The 16,545-nt window shown below is 65.1% G+C and carries 14 protein-coding genes; 4 read left to right on the top strand and 10 right to left on the bottom strand.

The annotated features are described in order from the left end of the window. Window positions 1-88 precede the first annotated feature (88 nt). Both KHO27_RS09535 and KHO27_RS09530 read left to right on the top strand, forming a co-directional pair. Window positions 89-652: a hypothetical protein gene (locus KHO27_RS09535; RefSeq protein ID WP_214501675.1), complete on the top strand. Its 564-nt coding sequence runs from the start codon at window positions 89-91 to the stop codon at window positions 650-652. A 24-nt stretch (window positions 653-676) separates the two neighbouring features. Further along, complete coding sequence (locus KHO27_RS09530; protein ID WP_214501674.1) at window positions 677-1,060, top strand: hypothetical protein; 384 nt, start codon at window positions 677-679, stop codon at window positions 1,058-1,060. A gap of 154 nt (window positions 1,061-1,214) precedes the next feature. Here KHO27_RS09530 and KHO27_RS09525 read toward each other — a convergent pair whose 3' ends face one another. Further along, window positions 1,215-1,952: a PA3715 family protein gene (locus KHO27_RS09525; RefSeq protein WP_214501673.1), complete on the bottom strand. Its 738-nt coding sequence runs from the start codon at window positions 1,950-1,952 to the stop codon at window positions 1,215-1,217. A gap of 289 nt (window positions 1,953-2,241) precedes the next feature. Between KHO27_RS09525 and KHO27_RS09520 the strand changes: the two genes are divergently transcribed. Continuing rightward, window positions 2,242-3,849: a methyl-accepting chemotaxis protein gene (locus KHO27_RS09520; RefSeq protein ID WP_110703433.1), complete on the top strand. Its 1,608-nt coding sequence runs from the start codon at window positions 2,242-2,244 to the stop codon at window positions 3,847-3,849. Between the two features lie 39 nt (window positions 3,850-3,888). Here the strand turns inward: KHO27_RS09520 and KHO27_RS09515 are convergent, their stop codons facing one another. Continuing rightward, window positions 3,889-5,220: a serine hydrolase domain-containing protein gene (locus KHO27_RS09515; protein WP_214501672.1), complete on the bottom strand. Its 1,332-nt coding sequence runs from the start codon at window positions 5,218-5,220 to the stop codon at window positions 3,889-3,891. A gap of 121 nt (window positions 5,221-5,341) precedes the next feature. On the opposite strand from KHO27_RS09515, the gene KHO27_RS09510 reads away from it, so the two are divergent. Further along, window positions 5,342-6,238, top strand: coding sequence for a LysR substrate-binding domain-containing protein (locus tag KHO27_RS09510; RefSeq protein ID WP_111532852.1), 897 nt, complete (start codon window positions 5,342-5,344; stop codon window positions 6,236-6,238). A gap of 81 nt (window positions 6,239-6,319) precedes the next feature. Here the strand turns inward: KHO27_RS09510 and KHO27_RS09505 are convergent, their stop codons facing one another. The 8 genes from KHO27_RS09505 to KHO27_RS09470 all read right to left on the bottom strand — a co-directional run bounded on the left by KHO27_RS09505 (window position 6,320) and on the right by KHO27_RS09470 (window position 16,502). Continuing rightward, the gene (locus KHO27_RS09505) at window positions 6,320-8,557 is read right to left on the bottom strand and encodes a TonB-dependent receptor (RefSeq protein ID WP_250888433.1); all 2,238 of its coding nucleotides are present in this window, start codon (window positions 8,555-8,557) and stop codon (window positions 6,320-6,322) included. 132 nt (window positions 8,558-8,689) lie between these two features. Beyond that, window positions 8,690-9,652 (bottom strand): siderophore ABC transporter substrate-binding protein, encoded by a 963-nt coding sequence (locus KHO27_RS09500; protein WP_214501671.1) that lies wholly within the window; start codon window positions 9,650-9,652, stop codon window positions 8,690-8,692. Further along, on the bottom strand, window positions 9,649-10,431 hold the full coding sequence (locus KHO27_RS09495) for an iron ABC transporter ATP-binding protein (RefSeq protein ID WP_214501670.1): 783 nt from the start codon (window positions 10,429-10,431) through the stop codon (window positions 9,649-9,651). Before KHO27_RS09495 ends, KHO27_RS09500 begins: the two co-directional genes overlap by 4 nt. Beyond that, complete coding sequence (locus KHO27_RS09490) at window positions 10,428-11,363, bottom strand: iron chelate uptake ABC transporter family permease subunit (protein WP_214501980.1); 936 nt, start codon at window positions 11,361-11,363, stop codon at window positions 10,428-10,430. Before KHO27_RS09490 ends, KHO27_RS09495 begins: the two co-directional genes overlap by 4 nt. After that, window positions 11,363-12,307, bottom strand: coding sequence for an ABC transporter permease (locus KHO27_RS09485; protein ID WP_110703415.1), 945 nt, complete (start codon window positions 12,305-12,307; stop codon window positions 11,363-11,365). The genes KHO27_RS09490 and KHO27_RS09485 overlap by 1 nt, the downstream gene beginning before the upstream one ends. Beyond that, on the bottom strand, window positions 12,304-14,073 hold the full coding sequence (locus KHO27_RS09480) for an ABC transporter ATP-binding protein (RefSeq protein ID WP_214501669.1): 1,770 nt from the start codon (window positions 14,071-14,073) through the stop codon (window positions 12,304-12,306). The genes KHO27_RS09485 and KHO27_RS09480 overlap by 4 nt, the downstream gene beginning before the upstream one ends. Window positions 14,074-14,075: 2 nt before the next feature. After that, window positions 14,076-15,863, bottom strand: coding sequence for an ABC transporter ATP-binding protein (locus KHO27_RS09475; protein WP_110703409.1), 1,788 nt, complete (start codon window positions 15,861-15,863; stop codon window positions 14,076-14,078). A 120-nt stretch (window positions 15,864-15,983) separates the two neighbouring features. Continuing rightward, window positions 15,984-16,502, bottom strand: a complete 519-nt coding sequence (locus KHO27_RS09470; protein ID WP_110703406.1) for a sigma-70 family RNA polymerase sigma factor — start codon at window positions 16,500-16,502, stop codon at window positions 15,984-15,986. Window positions 16,503-16,545: the final 43 nt, after the last annotated feature.

The raw sequence follows: 16,545 nt of genomic DNA, 5'->3' as shown, positions 1-16,545 counted from the left end.
TGCATAGGACGGATGTACTAGATAGCCCTTTGCCTTATGTTCAGGCGAGAAACTATCGCCTCGAAGAATAGGCAAAGGACTGTCCCCCATGATCGTGTTCAAGAAGCAGCTCCTGCCTGTCGCCTTTGTATGCAATGTCCTCGCTGCCCAGGCGAGCGATGTACTGATGGGCGACTTTTGGGTAGTCCACTACCAAGGTGGCTTGGGCAAGAACCAGGTGTTCGTCGCAGACGGCGACCCCAATAACATCTTCAATCGCTCAGGTGGCGCGAAATCATTGGGCGTTTATCAGCTTTACGAAGAGCCCGGCAAACCCAACTTTACGGCGTACGATGTCGAAATCGACTGTGCAAAGAACCGTGTACGCATTATGGGTGCGCAGGATTTTCGCAGTGTTTTCAATGAATTGCACAACGCCAAGTATTCCAGTCAATGGCAGAGCAAACCTGACACCTGGTTGGCGCAAAGCCGCGACTTCCTGTGCAAACCGGCTGACCGCCAGGCCCGGAAAATGGAGCGCCTGGGTGTGATGCCGGCATCGCAAATAGCCAAGGCAGGGCCGCAGCTGTTCCAGATATTGAACCGCGAGGCTGCCAAGGCAGCCATCATGCAGAAGATCGACGAAGGGTTCGCACAGATGTCCGCCAAGTAAAGCGGCCTTCAGGGAGAAGACCTTATGAACCGATTGTTAGCATTCGGCCTGTTGGCCGCATGGCTCAGTGGCTGTGCATCGCTGGAAGCCAGCAGAGCCTGGAAAGATCGCCCGGTGGGCGAGCTGATCGATTTCTTCGGGGTGCCACGGCAGGTCATGGTGGTGCCGGAGGAGGATCTGGTCGTGCTCAGGTATGTGCGCGACAGCAGCTATGTCACACGTGAAGCCGCGGGTACTTACACGGGGCCGCAGAACGGACAGATTGTGCATACGGAATACTGGGAAGACGTGCAGCACTCAGGCAGCTGTCAGATCGATGTGTTCATCAACAGAGCGCGACTGGTGCAGAAGGTACGCACGAAAGGACGCTGTGCAGTTGTCGAGATGGCGCCGGCAGCTCGAGCGTGATCGGCAGGCAAAACCACAGGTGATCGACTCAGGAGGTCACCTCTAGTAATACGTCATTTAACATAATATACATTATGCGTAGGTTCGTATTGAGCACCATGCCCAGAGGGAGGCCAGATTTCAGCCTCCATCAAAGCCCCATTGCCAGTCCAGCTCACTGGTACGTCAATTCCTTCGGTACTCCATACCGACCGCCGTCATAATCCAGGCTGAACGTCTTCGTCCTCGACTTGACCTCCATTTCTTCACAGTCATCCTCGCCCTTGAGAACGGCCTGCCTGCCAGTCGAAACCTCGGTAACCCGCAATCGGCTGAATCCATCCTTGCCAGGTTTGCCAATCGCCAGGGTCCGCTTCGTCTCGCCGAATTCACCGGCGCAGACACCGTCCCATTCGCCATTGCTCTCGCTTACCACCAACTGCCCCATGATCTGCCGCAACTGCGAACCGTCGGTTACGTAGAGATTCAGGGTTTCGCTGCCGAACGGATTGGCCCGTGACGAGCCTGTATGACTGATGCGCACGCCAAATGCCCGCAGTCCGGGCGCGACCTGGTAACGTGCGGTGTCCAGCGTCAGGCCTGAAAACCGCACCGCGTCGGAAGCGATCGCAGCCTCCTGGTAACTGTGGGCTATGACCTTGCCGCTGGCGGCATCGGCCACCAGCACATCCAGGCCGTAATCGCCTTGCCCGTATTCATCGACGTTCACCATCAAAGGCAAGACTGCCAGCACCTGACTGGCGTCTGCGGGATTGACCTTGCAGACCACAAACTCGGTGGCGAGCTCCAAGGTTGGATGCAGGTCTTGGGCCCAGGTTTGCAGGTGCTGCGTGCAATCGCCCCAGGCGATCATGGGGGCAAGCAACAGCGGTAACACGGCGAATCGACGCATGAAGATGTCTCATTCCTTTGATGTTTTTGCCAAGGTAAGCGAGTTGGGCGAAAACTTCACACGCTTGATAGATTCCAGCAACACGTCCCTGCGCCCTGTTCAGTTTTTAATAACCGTAAAGTATAACTCAACTAAATAAACATTTAGTTGAGTTATATGCATAAACCAGGAAATTCTGAAGCCGTGACATGAGCCTACTGCCTACCCTCCTCCACAGACCTGTTCCGGCCAGCGAAATACCTCCAACCATCTATGCTCACCAAACCCACCCCACGGAGCCTGTTCGAAAATGGACATTCGCCAGAAAACCATCGGGTTCGGTCTGGTCAGCATCCTCGCCGCCCTGTTGCTCGGCGGTAGCGGCCTGCTCGCCGAGCATGACCAGAACCAGGCGTTGCAACGTAGCGAGGCCAGCATGGCGGCCCTGCGCAATCATATGGAAGGCGACATGATGCACGATGCGCTGCGCGCCGATGTGCTGGCCGCCCTGCTGGTCAAGCCGGGCGATACAGACACCGCCAACCAGGTGCTGGCCGACCTCGACGAGCACGCCAAGTGGTTCCGCAGCGTCGTGCAAAGCAACCTGGAACTGCCTCTGGACACTGACCTGCACCAGGCCATCAACGACCTGGGCCCCCTCCTCGACCACTACATCGCCAGCGCCACCTCGATCATTCAGTTGGCATTGCAGTCGCCTGAACAGGCCCAGGCGCAGCTACCTGCCTTCGTCGCCGCCTTCAAGGAGCTGGAGCAGCGCAACAGCACCCTCAGCGACTTGATCGCCGGCAATGCCGACAAGAGCCGCGAACAGAGCACCGCCACCCTGCATCAGGGCATCAGCGTGCTGGTGGCCGGTATGATCCTGGCGACCCTGGCGTTGGTGCTGTGCACCTTCCTGCTGCTGCGCTCGATCCTGCGGCCATTGAGCCAGACCATGGCGGTTGCCGAGCGTATCGCCCAGGGCGACCTCACCACCGCGATCGAGGTCCACGACCGTGATGAAACCGGGCATCTGTTGCGTTCGCTGGCGGACATGCGTGACAGCCTGGGCAACATGATCAAGGCCATCCATGAAGAGAACCTGCTGCTGCGCGAAGTGGCCGACGAGCTGGGCCAGGCCTCCAGTAGCCTGGTGCAGCGTACCAGCCAGCAGTCCGACAGCGCCGTGAGCATGGCCTCGGCCACCGAGCAGATGATCGCCAGCCTGGCGCGGATCGCCGACCACGCCCGCGATGCGCAGGCCATTTCCGGGCAGTCCGAGCGCCTGGCCAGCGACGGCGGCGAGGTCATCCTCAACGTGGTTGGCGGTATGCAGGGGATCGACGAAGCGGTCAACCGTTCCTCTGAAACCATTACCGTGCTGGGGCAAAGCTCGGAAGAGATCCACTCGATCATCCAGGTGATCAACACCATCGCCGAGCAGACCAACCTGCTGGCCTTGAACGCGGCCATCGAAGCCGCCCGTGCCGGCGAGGCCGGGCGCGGGTTTGCCGTGGTCGCCGACGAAGTGCGGGGCCTGGCCGGGCGCACGGCGCAGTCGACCCGGGAGATCACCGGCATGATCGAACGTATCCGGCAAAGCACGGGCAACGCCGTCGACAGCATGCAGACTGGTGTCACTCGGGTGCGCGCCGGCGTGGAGCTGGCCACTCAGGCCGGGGCGTCGATCCAGCAGATTCGTGAAGGCGCCCGCCGCGCCGCGTCGGTGGTCGAAGAAATCTCGCAGACCATCGGTGAGCAGACCCGGGCCAGCCAGGATGTCGCCCAGCAGGTCGAGCTGATCGCCCGCATGTCGCGGGACAGCACCGACACCACGCGGCAGCTGGCCTCGGCGGCTCAGCGCCTGGGCGAGATTGCCCAGGGCATGCAGGCGAGCGTGTCGCGGTTTCGCGTGTGATTGGGCAGGCGCTTTCCAGCGCCCTGCCCTCGCCCGGCGCTACAGGCTCAACGCCTTGCCCACCGCGTTGACGAATACCGCCTGCTCGTCATACAGCGAGCCGGGGCTCTCGGCGTTCTTCCAGGTCGACCACTGCACCACTACCAGACGCTCCGCCGGGTTGATGGCGATGCTCTGGCCGAAGATGCCCAGCGCCCAGAACGTCTGGCCGCTGGTGGCGGTGCGCTTGGGTTCGGCATCGCTGTCTGGGGCCGGCGCGTTGTACCACCACTGGTAGCCGTACTGACCCTTGGCTGCGGCGGCTGTCACTGAGCCCTTGGCCTGGGTCCAGTGGGTGGAGCGCGCGATCCAGTCGTCCGGGAGCAGCTTGTCGCCCGTTGGCAATTGTCCGCCACTCAGCACGAACTGGCCGAACCGCCCCCAGTCACGCAACGTGGCATTGAAGCCGTGGCCGCCCATGTCCACCTTGCCGGGCACCAGCGCATGCCAGACCCCGGCCTGTTGCATGCCGTAGCGGCTCCACACGCGGCTCTGCAGGTACTTGGCAATGGTCATGCCGGTGGCATTCTCCAGCACCCGACCGACCAGCCAGGCGCCACCGGTGTTGTACGACCAGACCTCGCCCGGCTTGACCCCGGGCTTGCGCTTGACCGACCTCACCAGTTCGAGCACGCAGTGATAGGGATCGGCGGTGGCCTCGCACTGGGTCATGTGCGAAAAGTCCGAATCCTTGGAGGCGTAGTTCTCGTCCCAGATTACGCCCGAGGTGTGTTGCAACAGCTGGTGCAAGGTTACGTCCTGCCATTCGGAACCCTCCAGTTCCGGAACATAGCGGCTGATTCTGTCGTCCAGCGACTGGATCTTGCCTTCCTTGACAGCGATGCCGACCAGCACGCTGACCACCGACTTGGCCACCGAGCGGGACGTCCACAAGGTCTGCGGCGTGTTGCCCTTGCCGTAGTACTCGTAGGCGATCTTGCCGTCCTTGAGCACCAGCAGGCCGGTCACGCTCTGGTTGGCCAGGTATTGCGCCAGGTTGTGCGTCTTGCCGCCCAACTGATACTGCACGTCAGTCAGTGTGTGGCTGGCCGGCGGCAAGGGAAATGGCGTGGCGCCGTTCCGGGCGAAGACATCGCCACCGTAGAGGCGGTAGGTGTTGCGAAAGCCCACGACCCGGGTGTCCTGGTCCCAGGTGAGCATATCCCTGGCAGCCGGGAGCACCTTGTCGAAGGGCTGCGGGCAGGGTTCAAGCTCTGGCACGCCGCAGGCCCCCTTGTTGTCGGCCGCCTGCGCCGCGCCAGCCAGGGTGGCGAGCGTCAGGGCCAGGATGGAAAGACCGTTGAACGACTTTTTTATTGTTGTTGGCCGCATCGGAGGGCTCCTCGTAAAGCGCGGAAATACGCCGTCCCGAGTGTCGACAACTTGAACGGGCGGGAAAAGCACAATAAATTTGCCTTCACTATTAAAAAAACTAACAGCCAGGAGCGTGCCCATGGCCGAAGACCGACTGCCCCCGCTCAACGCCGTGCGTGCTTTCGAGGCCGCCGCTCGCCTGGGTAGTTATGTCGCGGCCTCCCAGGCGTTGCACGTGACCCAGCCGGCGATCGGTCGGCATGTGAAGAACCTCGAGGCCTGGCTGGGCGTGCGCCTGCTCGAGCGCTCCCCTCGCGGCGTGACCCTCACCCTGCCCGGCGCCCATTACTACAAGGCCGCAGCCGAAGCACTGCAGATCCTTGCCGATGCCGGTGCACGCCTGGCGCAACGGGGAGACGAGCGCTGGCTACGGATCCTCTGCGTGCCGGCGTTCGCCTCACGCTGGCTGACACCGCGCATCGACACCTTGCGCAGCCTGCGCCCGGACCTGAGGATCGCCATCGAGCCCAATGCCACGTTCACCAGCGTGGATGCCCGCCAGGCGGACCTGGGCATCGCCTTCGGCCTGCCGGGTGAGCTGAACGGTGTACGCGAGGTGTTGATCCGCCCGAAGGTGTTCGCGGTATGCGCGCCGAGCTACCTGGCGCAGTTGCCCGCAGGGCTGAGCGCTGCCGACCTGCCCGCCTTGCGGCTGATCCATGTCGATGACGGCACCTGGTGGAACAGCTGGTTCGCGGCCAATGGCCTCAGGGTGCGGGTCAAGGCCGATACCTCGCATATCAGCAACGATATCGTGCTGAACCTGGCCCAGCGCGGCCACGGCATCGCCCTGGCCACCGAGGTGCTGGTCGGACGTGAACTGCGCGAAGGCAGCCTGGTGCGTTGCGTGGAACAGGCCGTGGCGCTGGAGAGCTACCAGTTGCTGACGCCGACTCAGCCGCCGAGTGCCGATGCGTTGTGGTTCATGGATTGGCTGGGTGGCAGCCTGCGCGAGGAGTTTCCGGATGCGCTGTGAGTCTGGCATCGGCTGCGCTGGTGGTCGCGGGGCAAGTCGCATCGGCTCGCCGCCGCTCTCACGCAGCCAGTGTGGGGTTGGCTAGAAATCCACCGAGGTAGAGAACAACAACGACCGCGGCGTGCCCAGCCCTCCGGACAGGCCGCTGCCGTCGCCGCCGTTCCACGAGCCGATCCAGTAGGCCTTGTTGGTCACGTTCTGCACGGTGGCACGCAAGGTGACCGGCTTGTCCGAGACCTTCAGGGTATACCGGGCCCCGAGATCGAAAATCGTGTAGGACGGCAGCGACAGGTTGTTGGCATCGGTGGCGTAGCGCCGGCCGGCATAGTTGGCGTTGCCGGTCAGGGTCAGCCCGGGCATCTCGCGCAGGTCGTACTCGACGCCGAGCTTGGCCAGCACCTTGGGCACGCCGGTGGCCTGGTTGCCTTCGTTTTCCTTGCGTATCGATTGGGTCAGCTCGGCCTTGGTGTAGGACGCACCGCCCAGCAGGCGCAGGCCCGGCTCGAGCTCGCCGAAGAACGACCATTCCAGACCACGGTTGCGCTGCTCGCCGTACACGCCGTAGATCTGCGTGAGCGGATCGGTATAGGCGCTGGGCTTTTTCACCTGGTAGACACTGACCGTGTGCGCGAAGGTGCCCAGGTCGAGCTTGGCGCCCAGTTCGTACTGCTTGGTCTGGTACGGCGCCATGATCGCGCCGGCGTTGCGCGCGTTGTCCGGGGCGATGCCACCCTGGCTCAGGCCTTCGATGTAGTTGCCGTACAGCGACAGCTCGTCGGTGACCTTTACCAGCAAGGCCGTGGCCGGCGAAACCCGGCTTTCATCGTAGGGCTTGGAAGTACGCTGGTGGTTGCCGTCGTAGTTCGACGCGCGCACGTTCTGGTGGCGTGCACCGACGGTCCACTGCACCTTGTCATCGAGGAACGACATCGTGTCGAGCAAGGCTTCGCTGCTCAGCCGGGCGCGCATGCGCGAGGTGACGTTGCCGTACTCGCCGATCTCCGGGCGCGGGCCATAGTCCAGGTTGTAGTAGTTGGTGAGGATGCGTGTCGGCAGGCGCTTGTCCTTGAAACTGTTCTCGGAGTCGTAGCGGGTGGCCGCCAGCGACCAGGCGTGGTCGGCCGGGCCGGTGGCGAAGCGCCCGCGCAGGCCGACCTCGCCGGACTTCTGCTCACCATCTCGAGCCGAGCGGATCGGTGTGGCGGAGATGTCGCCGGCATCATTGAGCAGCATGCCGCTGGTCATCAGCGCGTTGTAGCCCCCTTCCCGATGGCCCCAGCCGGCGAATGCGGTGAGCGAGTCGTTGAGGTCGTACTCGCCGCGCAGCACCACGGTGTCGGTGTCGTTGACGGTGTAGCCCCACTCCGGGGCCAGCGAGTGATCGCCCTTCTTGGCCTTGGGCAGGTGGGTCACGCCGGGGCTGATCGAGGCGATGCCGAAATAGTTGACCCCGTCCATGCGTTCGCGCTGGTGGTAGTAGTCCAGCGACGCCCTCGCCCGCTCGCCGCGCCAGTCCAGGGCCAGGGACGACAGCTGCATGCGGTGCTGCTGGTCGTCCACCGGGGTGTCGCCGTCGCGGTAGACGCCATTGAAGCGCACGCCGAACTGCTTCTGGTCGCCGAAGCGGCGGCCGATATCGGCATGCATGCCAGCCAGGCCATCGGACTCGTAGGAGGCGGTCAACCGGGCCAGGGGGTCGTCGCCGGCACGCTTGGGCACGATATTGATGCTGCCGCCAACGCTGCCGTCTGGCGGCATGCCGTTGAGCAGCGCCGACGGGCCCTTGAGCACTTCGATGCGCTCGGCAAGCTCGGTGGAACCGCGCATGTTCGGCGCCATGCTCGGCAGGCCGTTGAAGGTGATGTCGTTGCCGGTGCTGTATAGGCCACGAATGAAGAAGGTCTCGAAGATGCCGCGCTTGCTCGGCACGTAGACCGACGGATCGGTGGCACCGATCACCGCGCCGATGTCCTGGGCCTGGCGGTTCTCGATGTATTCCTTGGTGTAGCTGATGGCGTTGAACGGGGTTTCGCTGAAGTCCTTGTTGCCCATCAGCCCTACCCGGCTGCCCGAGCCAACCTGGCCTCCGGCATATTCCGGTGGCGGGGCGCCAAGGGCGTCACGGGTTTCCTGCACCAGGGTTTCCGGCAGGGTCAGGCCCTCTTCCTTTACATCGGGGGTCTGCTGCTGCGCCGAGGTGGTGCTGCGTGGCGGTTGCGCGAAGGCATTGCCGGCGATGGCGGCCATGCCCAGCAGCACGGCCATGCGCAAGGCCCTGCGGGGTAGTTTCGGTGCCTGGGGATGTTGCAGTGGAGGCATGAGGGATTCCTTTCGGGGCAGAATGGTAATGTTTCTCATTAGTCATTCCGTACGAGTCGGCGAATCCCTCAACAGAAATTACAGTCACTTGGCCACTATCGGCTTAACCACCACAGGGACCAAAGCGTGGGCTCAGCCCTGATATCCCTTCACCACCTCGTCCGCCACCCGCTCCAGGCAAGTCACGCTGGCGGTGCACAGGTACCAGGTCTGCGGATCGACGAACACCACATGGCCGTTCTTCCACGCCTTGGTCTGGCGCAGCAGTGGGTTGTCCAGGGTCTCGCGGTCCAGCGCGGCGCGGCGCTCCATCACGGCGGTGCGGTCGATCACATAGAGGATGTCCGGGTCGGCCTGGTGGATGAACTCATTGGAGATAGGCTGACCGTGCAGGCCGGCCTGCATGTCGTCGCTGGCCGGCTTGACCCCGAGGGTGTCGAAGATGAAGCCGTAGCGTGAACGCACGCCGTAGGTGGTGAACGCGCCGTTGTTGTGCAGCACCACCAGCGCCTTCTCCGGGCGGCCGTCGGTCACCTTGCGCACCTGGGCGACCTTGGCATCGATGCGCGCTGCGGTTTCCCGGGCCAAGTCTTCCTTGCCGAGAATTTGCCCGACGGTCAGCAGGTGCTGCTTGGCGGTGTCGATGACATTGCCCTGGCGGTTGTCCATGTCGATGTCGTAGTGCACCGTCGGGGCGATCTGGCTCAGTTCCTGGTAGCTCTGCGCCTGCAGCGGCGAGATCAGGATCAGGTCGGGCTTGAGCGCATGCAGGCGCTCGAGGTTGGGCTGGATGGTGGTGCCGACGTCCGCCACCTTGGGGTCATCGCGGTATTTGGCCAGGAAACCCGCCACATAGTCCTTGGCGATGCCGACCACCGGCGCGCCGAGCTGGTCAAGGGTGTCCAGCTCGCTCATGTCGAAGGCCACCACGCGCTGCGGCTGGTGTTCGACCAGCGTGGTACCCAGGGCGTGTTCGACCTTCACCGGGGCGTAGTCGGCGCTGGCGGCGCGCGCCTGCTCCGGCGGGGCCTGGTCGCAGCCCGGCAACGCGGCCGCCACGGCGGCGGCCAGCAGTATCTTGCAGATTCCGTTCATACCAGCTCTCTCGATAGTGATGGGTTGAAGTAGTTGCAGACGAAACCGTGTGCGCTCGGCAGGATCTCGAACGCCAGGCCGAACAGCGCGCGCAGGTTGGCCTCGGTGACCACCTCGGCGACCGGCCCATGGCTGTGCACCGCGCCCTGTTTCATGGCGACGATGTGGTCGGAATAGTTGGCGGCAAAGTTGATGTCGTGCACCACCAGGATCACTGTGCGCCCCTGCTCGTCGCAGAGCCTGCGGATCGCCTGCATGATCTGCACCGCGTGCTTCATGTCGAGGTTGTTCAGCGGCTCGTCGAGCAGCAACAGGTCGGTGCGCTGGGCGATGGTCATGGCCAGGAAGGCCATCTGCCGCTGGCCGCCGCTGAGTTCGTCGAGGTAGGCGCGGCGCAGCGCTTGCAGCCCCAGGAAATCCAGCGATTCGTCGATTACCTGGTGGTCGTCGGCGGTCAGCAGCCCGCGGCTGTAGGGAAAGCGGCCGAAGGCGACCAGTTCCTCGACGGTCAGGCGCAGGTTGAAGTCCAGTACCTGGCGCAGGGTGGCCACGCGGCGGGCGTAGTCGGCGATGGCGATGCGGCCGATGTCCTGGCCGTCGAGCAGGATGCGCCCGCGGCTGGCCGGCAGCAGCCGGGCCATGCACATCAGCAAGGTGCTCTTGCCGGCGCCGTTGGGGCCGATCAGCGAGGTAACCTGGCCGGCCGGGAACGTCAGGCTCACGTCTTCGAGCACGGTCTTGTCGCCATAAGCTTTGTGCAGGTGTTCGAGGGTGATCATGGGGTGCCTCGGGTACGGACCATCAGCGCGAGGAAGTACGCGCCGCATACCAGGTTGACGAGGATGCTCACGCTGGTCCTGTAGTTGAACAGATGCTCGACCAGCAGTTGGGCGAACAGGAACATGCCGATGGCCACGGCGCAGGCCAGTGGCAGGGTCACCTGGTGCCGGGCGCTGCGCGCCAGGGCATAGGCGATGTTGGCGACGAACACACCCATGAATGCGGTCGGCCCCACCAGGCTGGTGGACACCGCCACCAGCACGGCGATCAGCGCCATCTGCAGGCGCAGGCAGCGGCCATGGTCCAGGCCCAGGGCAATGGCTTGGTCGCGACCCAGCGCCAGCACGTCAAGCACCCGCGTGCCGCGCGCCACCAGCACTGCCACTGCCGCCACCAGCAGACCCGAGTACAGCACCTGGGCCGGCTGGGCGCGGTTGAACGAGGTATAACCCAAGCCTTGCAGGATGGAGAATTCCCCCGGGCTGGTCTTGAGCTGGATGAACTGGGTGAAGGTGCCCAGTACCATGGTCAGCACCAACCCCAGCAGTAGCAGGCGGTAGACATCCCCGCGCCCTTCGCGCAGCAGCCAGCGCTGCAGCAGCCACGAGTAACCGAGCATCAACGCGATCGACAGCAACGCGTTGCCCTGCGCGCCGAGCAGCGCCACGCTGCCGGTGCCCAGCCACAGCACCAGCACGGCCTGGAACAACAGGTAGATGCCTTCGTAGCCCATGATCGCCGGGGTCAGCACCCGGTTGCCGGCCAGGGTCTGGAAGATCACCGAGGACAAGGCGATGCACACCCCGGCCACCACGATCGCGCCCAGGCGCACCAGGCGCTTGGGGATCACGTAGCTGAAGTCCAGGCCCGAGCCCAGCAACAGGAACGCCAGCGCCAGGGCCGGCAGCAACAACCAGGCGGCGCGGCGCATCATTTGCACTTCCACAGGATCAGCACCAGGAACAGCACACCGCCGACACTGCCGGCGGTCAGGCCGATGGGCACTTCGTAGGGGTGGATCAACAACCGGCCAAGTATGTCGCAGGCCAGCAGCAACGCCGCGCCGCACATGGCGACGATGGGCAAGGTGCGCTTGAGGTTCTCGCCGTAGCGCAGCGCCACCAGGTTCGGCACCACCAGGCCGACGAAGGGGATCGCGCCCACGGTGATCACCGTGGCCGACACGGTCACCGCTACCAGCACCAGACCGAGGATCGCGGTGGCCGCGTAGTTAAGGCCGAGGCTGGTAGCCATGCCCTCGCCCATGCCCAGCACGGTAAAGCGCTGGGCGTAGAGGTAGGTGAGCACGACGATCGGCAGGATCAGGTAGATGATCTCGTAGTTGCCCTCGATCACCCGCGAGAAGTCACCCAGCAGCCAGCCCTGCATGCTCTGCAGGATGTTGTGGCGATAGGCATAGAACTCGGCAACGGCGCTGAGCACGCTGCCGTACATCAGGCCGATCACTGGCACCAGCACCAGGTTGGTGAAGCGGATGCGGCGGATGATCGCCACGTACACCAGGCTCGCCAGCAGGCAGAACACCAGGGCGAACAGCATGCGCCCGGTAGCCCCGGCTCCCGGCAGCACGGTCAGGGCCACCAGGATGCCCAGCTTGGCCGCATCCAGCCCGCCACAGGTGGCGGGTTCGACGAAACGATTACGCACGATCTGCTGCAGGATCACCCCGCAGATCGATAGGCCGACACCCGTCAGCACCAGTGCCGCCAGGCGTGGCAAGCGGCTGGCGGTGAGGGTCAGCCAGGCATCATCGGAGGCCGACAGCAAGGCCGACCAGGACATCTGGCTGGCCCCGACCATCAATGAAGCACCACACAAGAGCAACAACAGCGTTGGCAGCAGCACCCGACTCAAGCGGTCACTCCATCGCCTGCGGCCTCACCGATGCGCCAGCCTTTGGCGGCCCGGCGCTGCTCGAGGAAGTGCGCGTACAAGCCACCCTCGGCAGCCAGCTGGGCATGGGCGCCCTGTTCGCGGATACGCCCTTCGTCCAGCACCACGATCTGGTCGGCCATGGCCACCGTCGACAGCTGGTGGGCAATGACGATCAGCGTGCGCTTGCCGCGCAACCGCGCCAGCGCTTCGGCGATGGCCGCCTGGTTCTCGGCGTCCAGCGCCGCAGTGGCCTCGTCGATCAGCAGGATCGGCGCGTCCTTGATCAGCGCCCGCGCAATCGAGATGCGCTGGCGTTCGCCGCCGGACAGACGCGCACCGCCCTCGCCCACCGGCGTGTGCAAGCCTTCGGGCAGGCGTTCGAGGATCTCCTGCACCCCGGCCAGTCGCACCGCTTCGAGCACTTCGGCCTCGCTGGCGTCGGGTTTGCCCAGGCGGATGTTGTCGGCGATGCTGCCCTGGAACAGGTAGGCGTCCTGGAAGATCTGGCTGATCTGCCCGGCCAGCTGTTCGGCGGACATCTGCCGCACATCCACCCCGCCGACCTTGACCCGGCCGTGGGTAACGTCGAAGAAACGGGCGATCAGGCGCACCAGGGTAGTCTTGCCCGACCCCGACGCGCCGACCAGCGCTGTCATGCTACCGGGCGCGATATCCAGGCTGACCTCGCGCAGCACCTCGGGCTGGTCGTCGCCGTAGCGGAATCCGACCTGCTCCAGCTGCACCGAACCGTCGACCGGTGCCTGCGGTGCGGCGGGCTCGGGCAGCGGCTTGACGGCCAGCAGCTCGGCCACCGCCTGCAGCTGGCCCCGGGTGCCGCGCAGCACCTCGCTGTAGCCGGCCACGTCCAGCAGCGGGTCGATGAAGCGGGTCGCCAGCACCAGCGCAACCAGGGTGCCGATCACCGTTGCGTTGTCGAAGCCTGCGCCGGCCTGCTCGCCAAGCCACAGCGTGGCGACCACCAGCAAGGCGGCGAAGCTGGCCTGCACCGCCCAGACGTTGAGCACCGATGACAACGCCGACAGCTGGATCAGCTTGCGCGCCGCCTGCTGTTGCTGGGCCACGGCCTGCTCCAGGAAGCGCGTTCCGCCCTGCTCGCCATTGAACGCGCGCAGCACCGACTGCGCCTGGGCGAACTCGACCATGCGCTGGCTGGTCTGCGCGGTGTCGCGCTGGTAGCGCTGGTCGGCGCGCTGGCCAAGGCGCATCGTCGCCAGCATCACCAGCGCCAGCAGCGGCAGGCTGAGCAGGGCCACCAGGCCCAGGCGCAGGTCGACCAGCAACAGCGCAACGAGGATCACCAACGGCGTCACCACCCCGGTGAACAGCGGCGTGAACACATGGGCCGGCAATTGCGCGATCTCCATCATGCCCTGGGTGGTGACATGGCTCAGGCGCGCGGTGTTGGCGGCATTGAACCAGCCCACCGGCAACGTGCCGACATGCTCGCCCAGGCGCTGGCGGCCACCGCGCAACACGGCAATGCCCACCGCGATGCCGGCCTTCTCCACCCGGCGCCGCAGGTACCAGCACACCACCACGCCCAGGGCCAGCAGTGCCAGCCACTGGCTGGCGGCCACCAGCTGGTTGCCCAGCAGGTGACGCAGGATCGGCACCAGGGTGACGATGGTCAGCCCACACAGCACGCCATACACCAGCGCCAGGCGGATGTAGCGGCGCAGGAACACGGCGTCGTCGCCGAGCAGTCGAACGAAAATCCCCAACATGATCAGTGCTCCTCCACCTGCGCGGTCGCCCGCGTCTTCGCATAGCCGCCGGCGGCCCACAAGCGGGCATACAGCCCGCGACGGGCCAGCAGTTCGTCGTGATTGCCGCGCTCGGCGACGGTGCCCTGGTCCAGCACCAGGATCTGGTCAGCGTGCATCACCGTGTCCAGGCGATGGGCGATCACCAGCAGCGTGCGCCCCCGGGCGAAGCGCGACAGCGCCTGTTGGAGCTTGACTTCGTTCTCGGCGTCGGCCGCCGCGGTGGCCTCGTCGAGCACCAGCACCGGCGGGTCGAGCAGCACCGCGCGGGCAATGCTCAGCCGTTGCAGTTCGCCGCCGGAGAACTGCACGTCTTCGCCGATCACCGCGTCGTAGCCGCGCGGCTGGGCGAGGATGCGCTCGTGGATATTGGCGATGCGCGCTGCCGCCTCGATCTGCTCCTGGCTCGCCGAAGGCCGGCCCAGGGCAATGTTCTCGCGCACGCTGGCATGGATCAGGCGCACGTCCTGCAGGACGAAGCCGATGCGTCGGTACAGTTGCGCGCTGTCGATCTGCCGCAGGTCGACGCCGCCCAAGGTGATACGCCCGGCACTGGGGTCGAAGAAGCGCAGCAGCAGGCGCGCCAGGGTCGACTTGCCAGCGCCCGAGGCGCCGACCACCGCTGTTACCGTGCCCGGTTCCAGGGTGAACGACACCTCGCTCAGCACCGGATTGCGCGGGTCGTAGTGATAGCCCAGGCCCTGCACCTCGATGCGTGCATCGGCCGGCAGCTTGCCAGCACCCTGGCCCTCGGTCTCCAGCACCGGTGTATTCAGCAGCGCCTGCACGCGCTGGGCGGCACCGGTTGCGTTGTTCAGGTCGTGGGTGATATAGGCCAGCAACAGCAGCGGCGCACAGATGCCCGGCGCCACCAGGGCGAACGGCAGCACCTGCACCGGGGTGATCCAGCCCAGGCCGACGAACAGCGTGCCGAACGCCAGCACCACGCCCAGTACCGATACCGGCGCGATCATCGCGTTGGCATTGGCCATGGCGCTGACCAGCGGCCGGGTGAAGTCGGTGAAGGCCGCGGCGAAGGCGTCCACCGCCTCGCGGTAGCTGCCATGGGCCTTGCGCTGGCCACCGAAGGCCTTGACCACCGGGATGCCGTTGACGAACTCGACCACTGCCTGGTTGATCCGCCCCATGCCGGCGCCGAAGGCCTGCATGTTGCGGGCGCTGGCCTGGTGGGCACGGGCGAAGAACAGGAAGAACAGCGGGAACGGCAGCATCGACACCAGCGCCATGCGCCAGTCCATGGCGAACAGGTAGACGATTGATGCCAGCACTGCCCCGGCGCTGCGTCCGAGGGTGGTGTAGAAGTGCGCGGTGAGGCTGTGCAGGATGCCGATATCGTCCTGCATGGCCTGCTTCACCTCGCCGGAGGCGCGGCTGGTGAACCAGCCCAGCGGCACCCGTGCCAGGCGGCGGATGATCGCCAGGCGCAGCGTGCCGGTGATGTGGTTGTCGGCCAGGTGGGCCACCAGGTCGCCCAGCGAAATCAGGGCCATGCCGACGAACAGGCAGCCCAGCCCCAGCACGATCACCGGCCAGGCCTGCGCGACGCCCTGCCCTTCGGCGAGCGCCAGCCGGGCGACCTCGGCGATCGCGGCCAGGGGCGCCAGGCTGAGCATGGCGCCCAGCGCGGCGAGCAACCCGGCGACGATCAAGCGCCCGCGAATCGGTGCCAGCACTGCGGCGACCGGCCCCTTGGCGGGCTGCTGCACCGCCACCCCTTGTTCAACACTCATGAATGCTCCTTTTCAGCACGAAGAGCAGGCCGGGCAGCCACTTGGGCGCCCAGCCCGCCAATCCTTCTCAACCTGTATTCCGCACGAGGCGGGCAAACCCGCAAAAAAGAATGCCCACGCTCAGGCGCCACTGCCGATGCGGTAGCGCCTGCAGGTGCGCACGCCGGCGGCGATGTACTTCTCGACCGAGGACACCGATACCCGCAACTCGGCGGCGATGGCGCGATGGGCCATACCGTCGAGCCGGCACAGCAGCAGGGCCTGGCGGGCCTTGGGCGAATGCCGTTGCAGGGCGCTGTCGATCGCACCCAGGGCTTCGATCGCCAGTGCCCGCGCCTCTTCCGACGGCACCCGCGGCTCGGGCTGCAGGCCATGGTCCTCGAGGTAGCGGCTTTCACGTTGGCGGCGGCGATACAGGTCGATGACCTTGCCGTTGGCGATCTGCGTCAGGTGGCAGCGCGATTGTTCCGCCGTCGGTACCTGGCCCCTGTTCATCAGGTGCAGGTAGATATCGTGGGCCAGGTCCGCCGCATCCACCGCGTTGCCCAGCTTGCGGCGCAGCAGGTCGCACAACCAGCCGTGATGATCCTGATACAGCTGTTGCAGCTGTTGACGAAGCGCGAACGTTCCGTTGTCCACGGTACCTCTCCCTGAGCGTGGTGCATTCCAGACGGCTTCCTTT

The sequence above is a fragment of the Pseudomonas sp. RC3H12 genome (assembly GCF_018596375.1).
GTDB lineage: Bacteria > Pseudomonadota > Gammaproteobacteria > Pseudomonadales > Pseudomonadaceae > Aquipseudomonas.
This window is presented reverse-complemented; position numbering and strand designations above follow the sequence as displayed.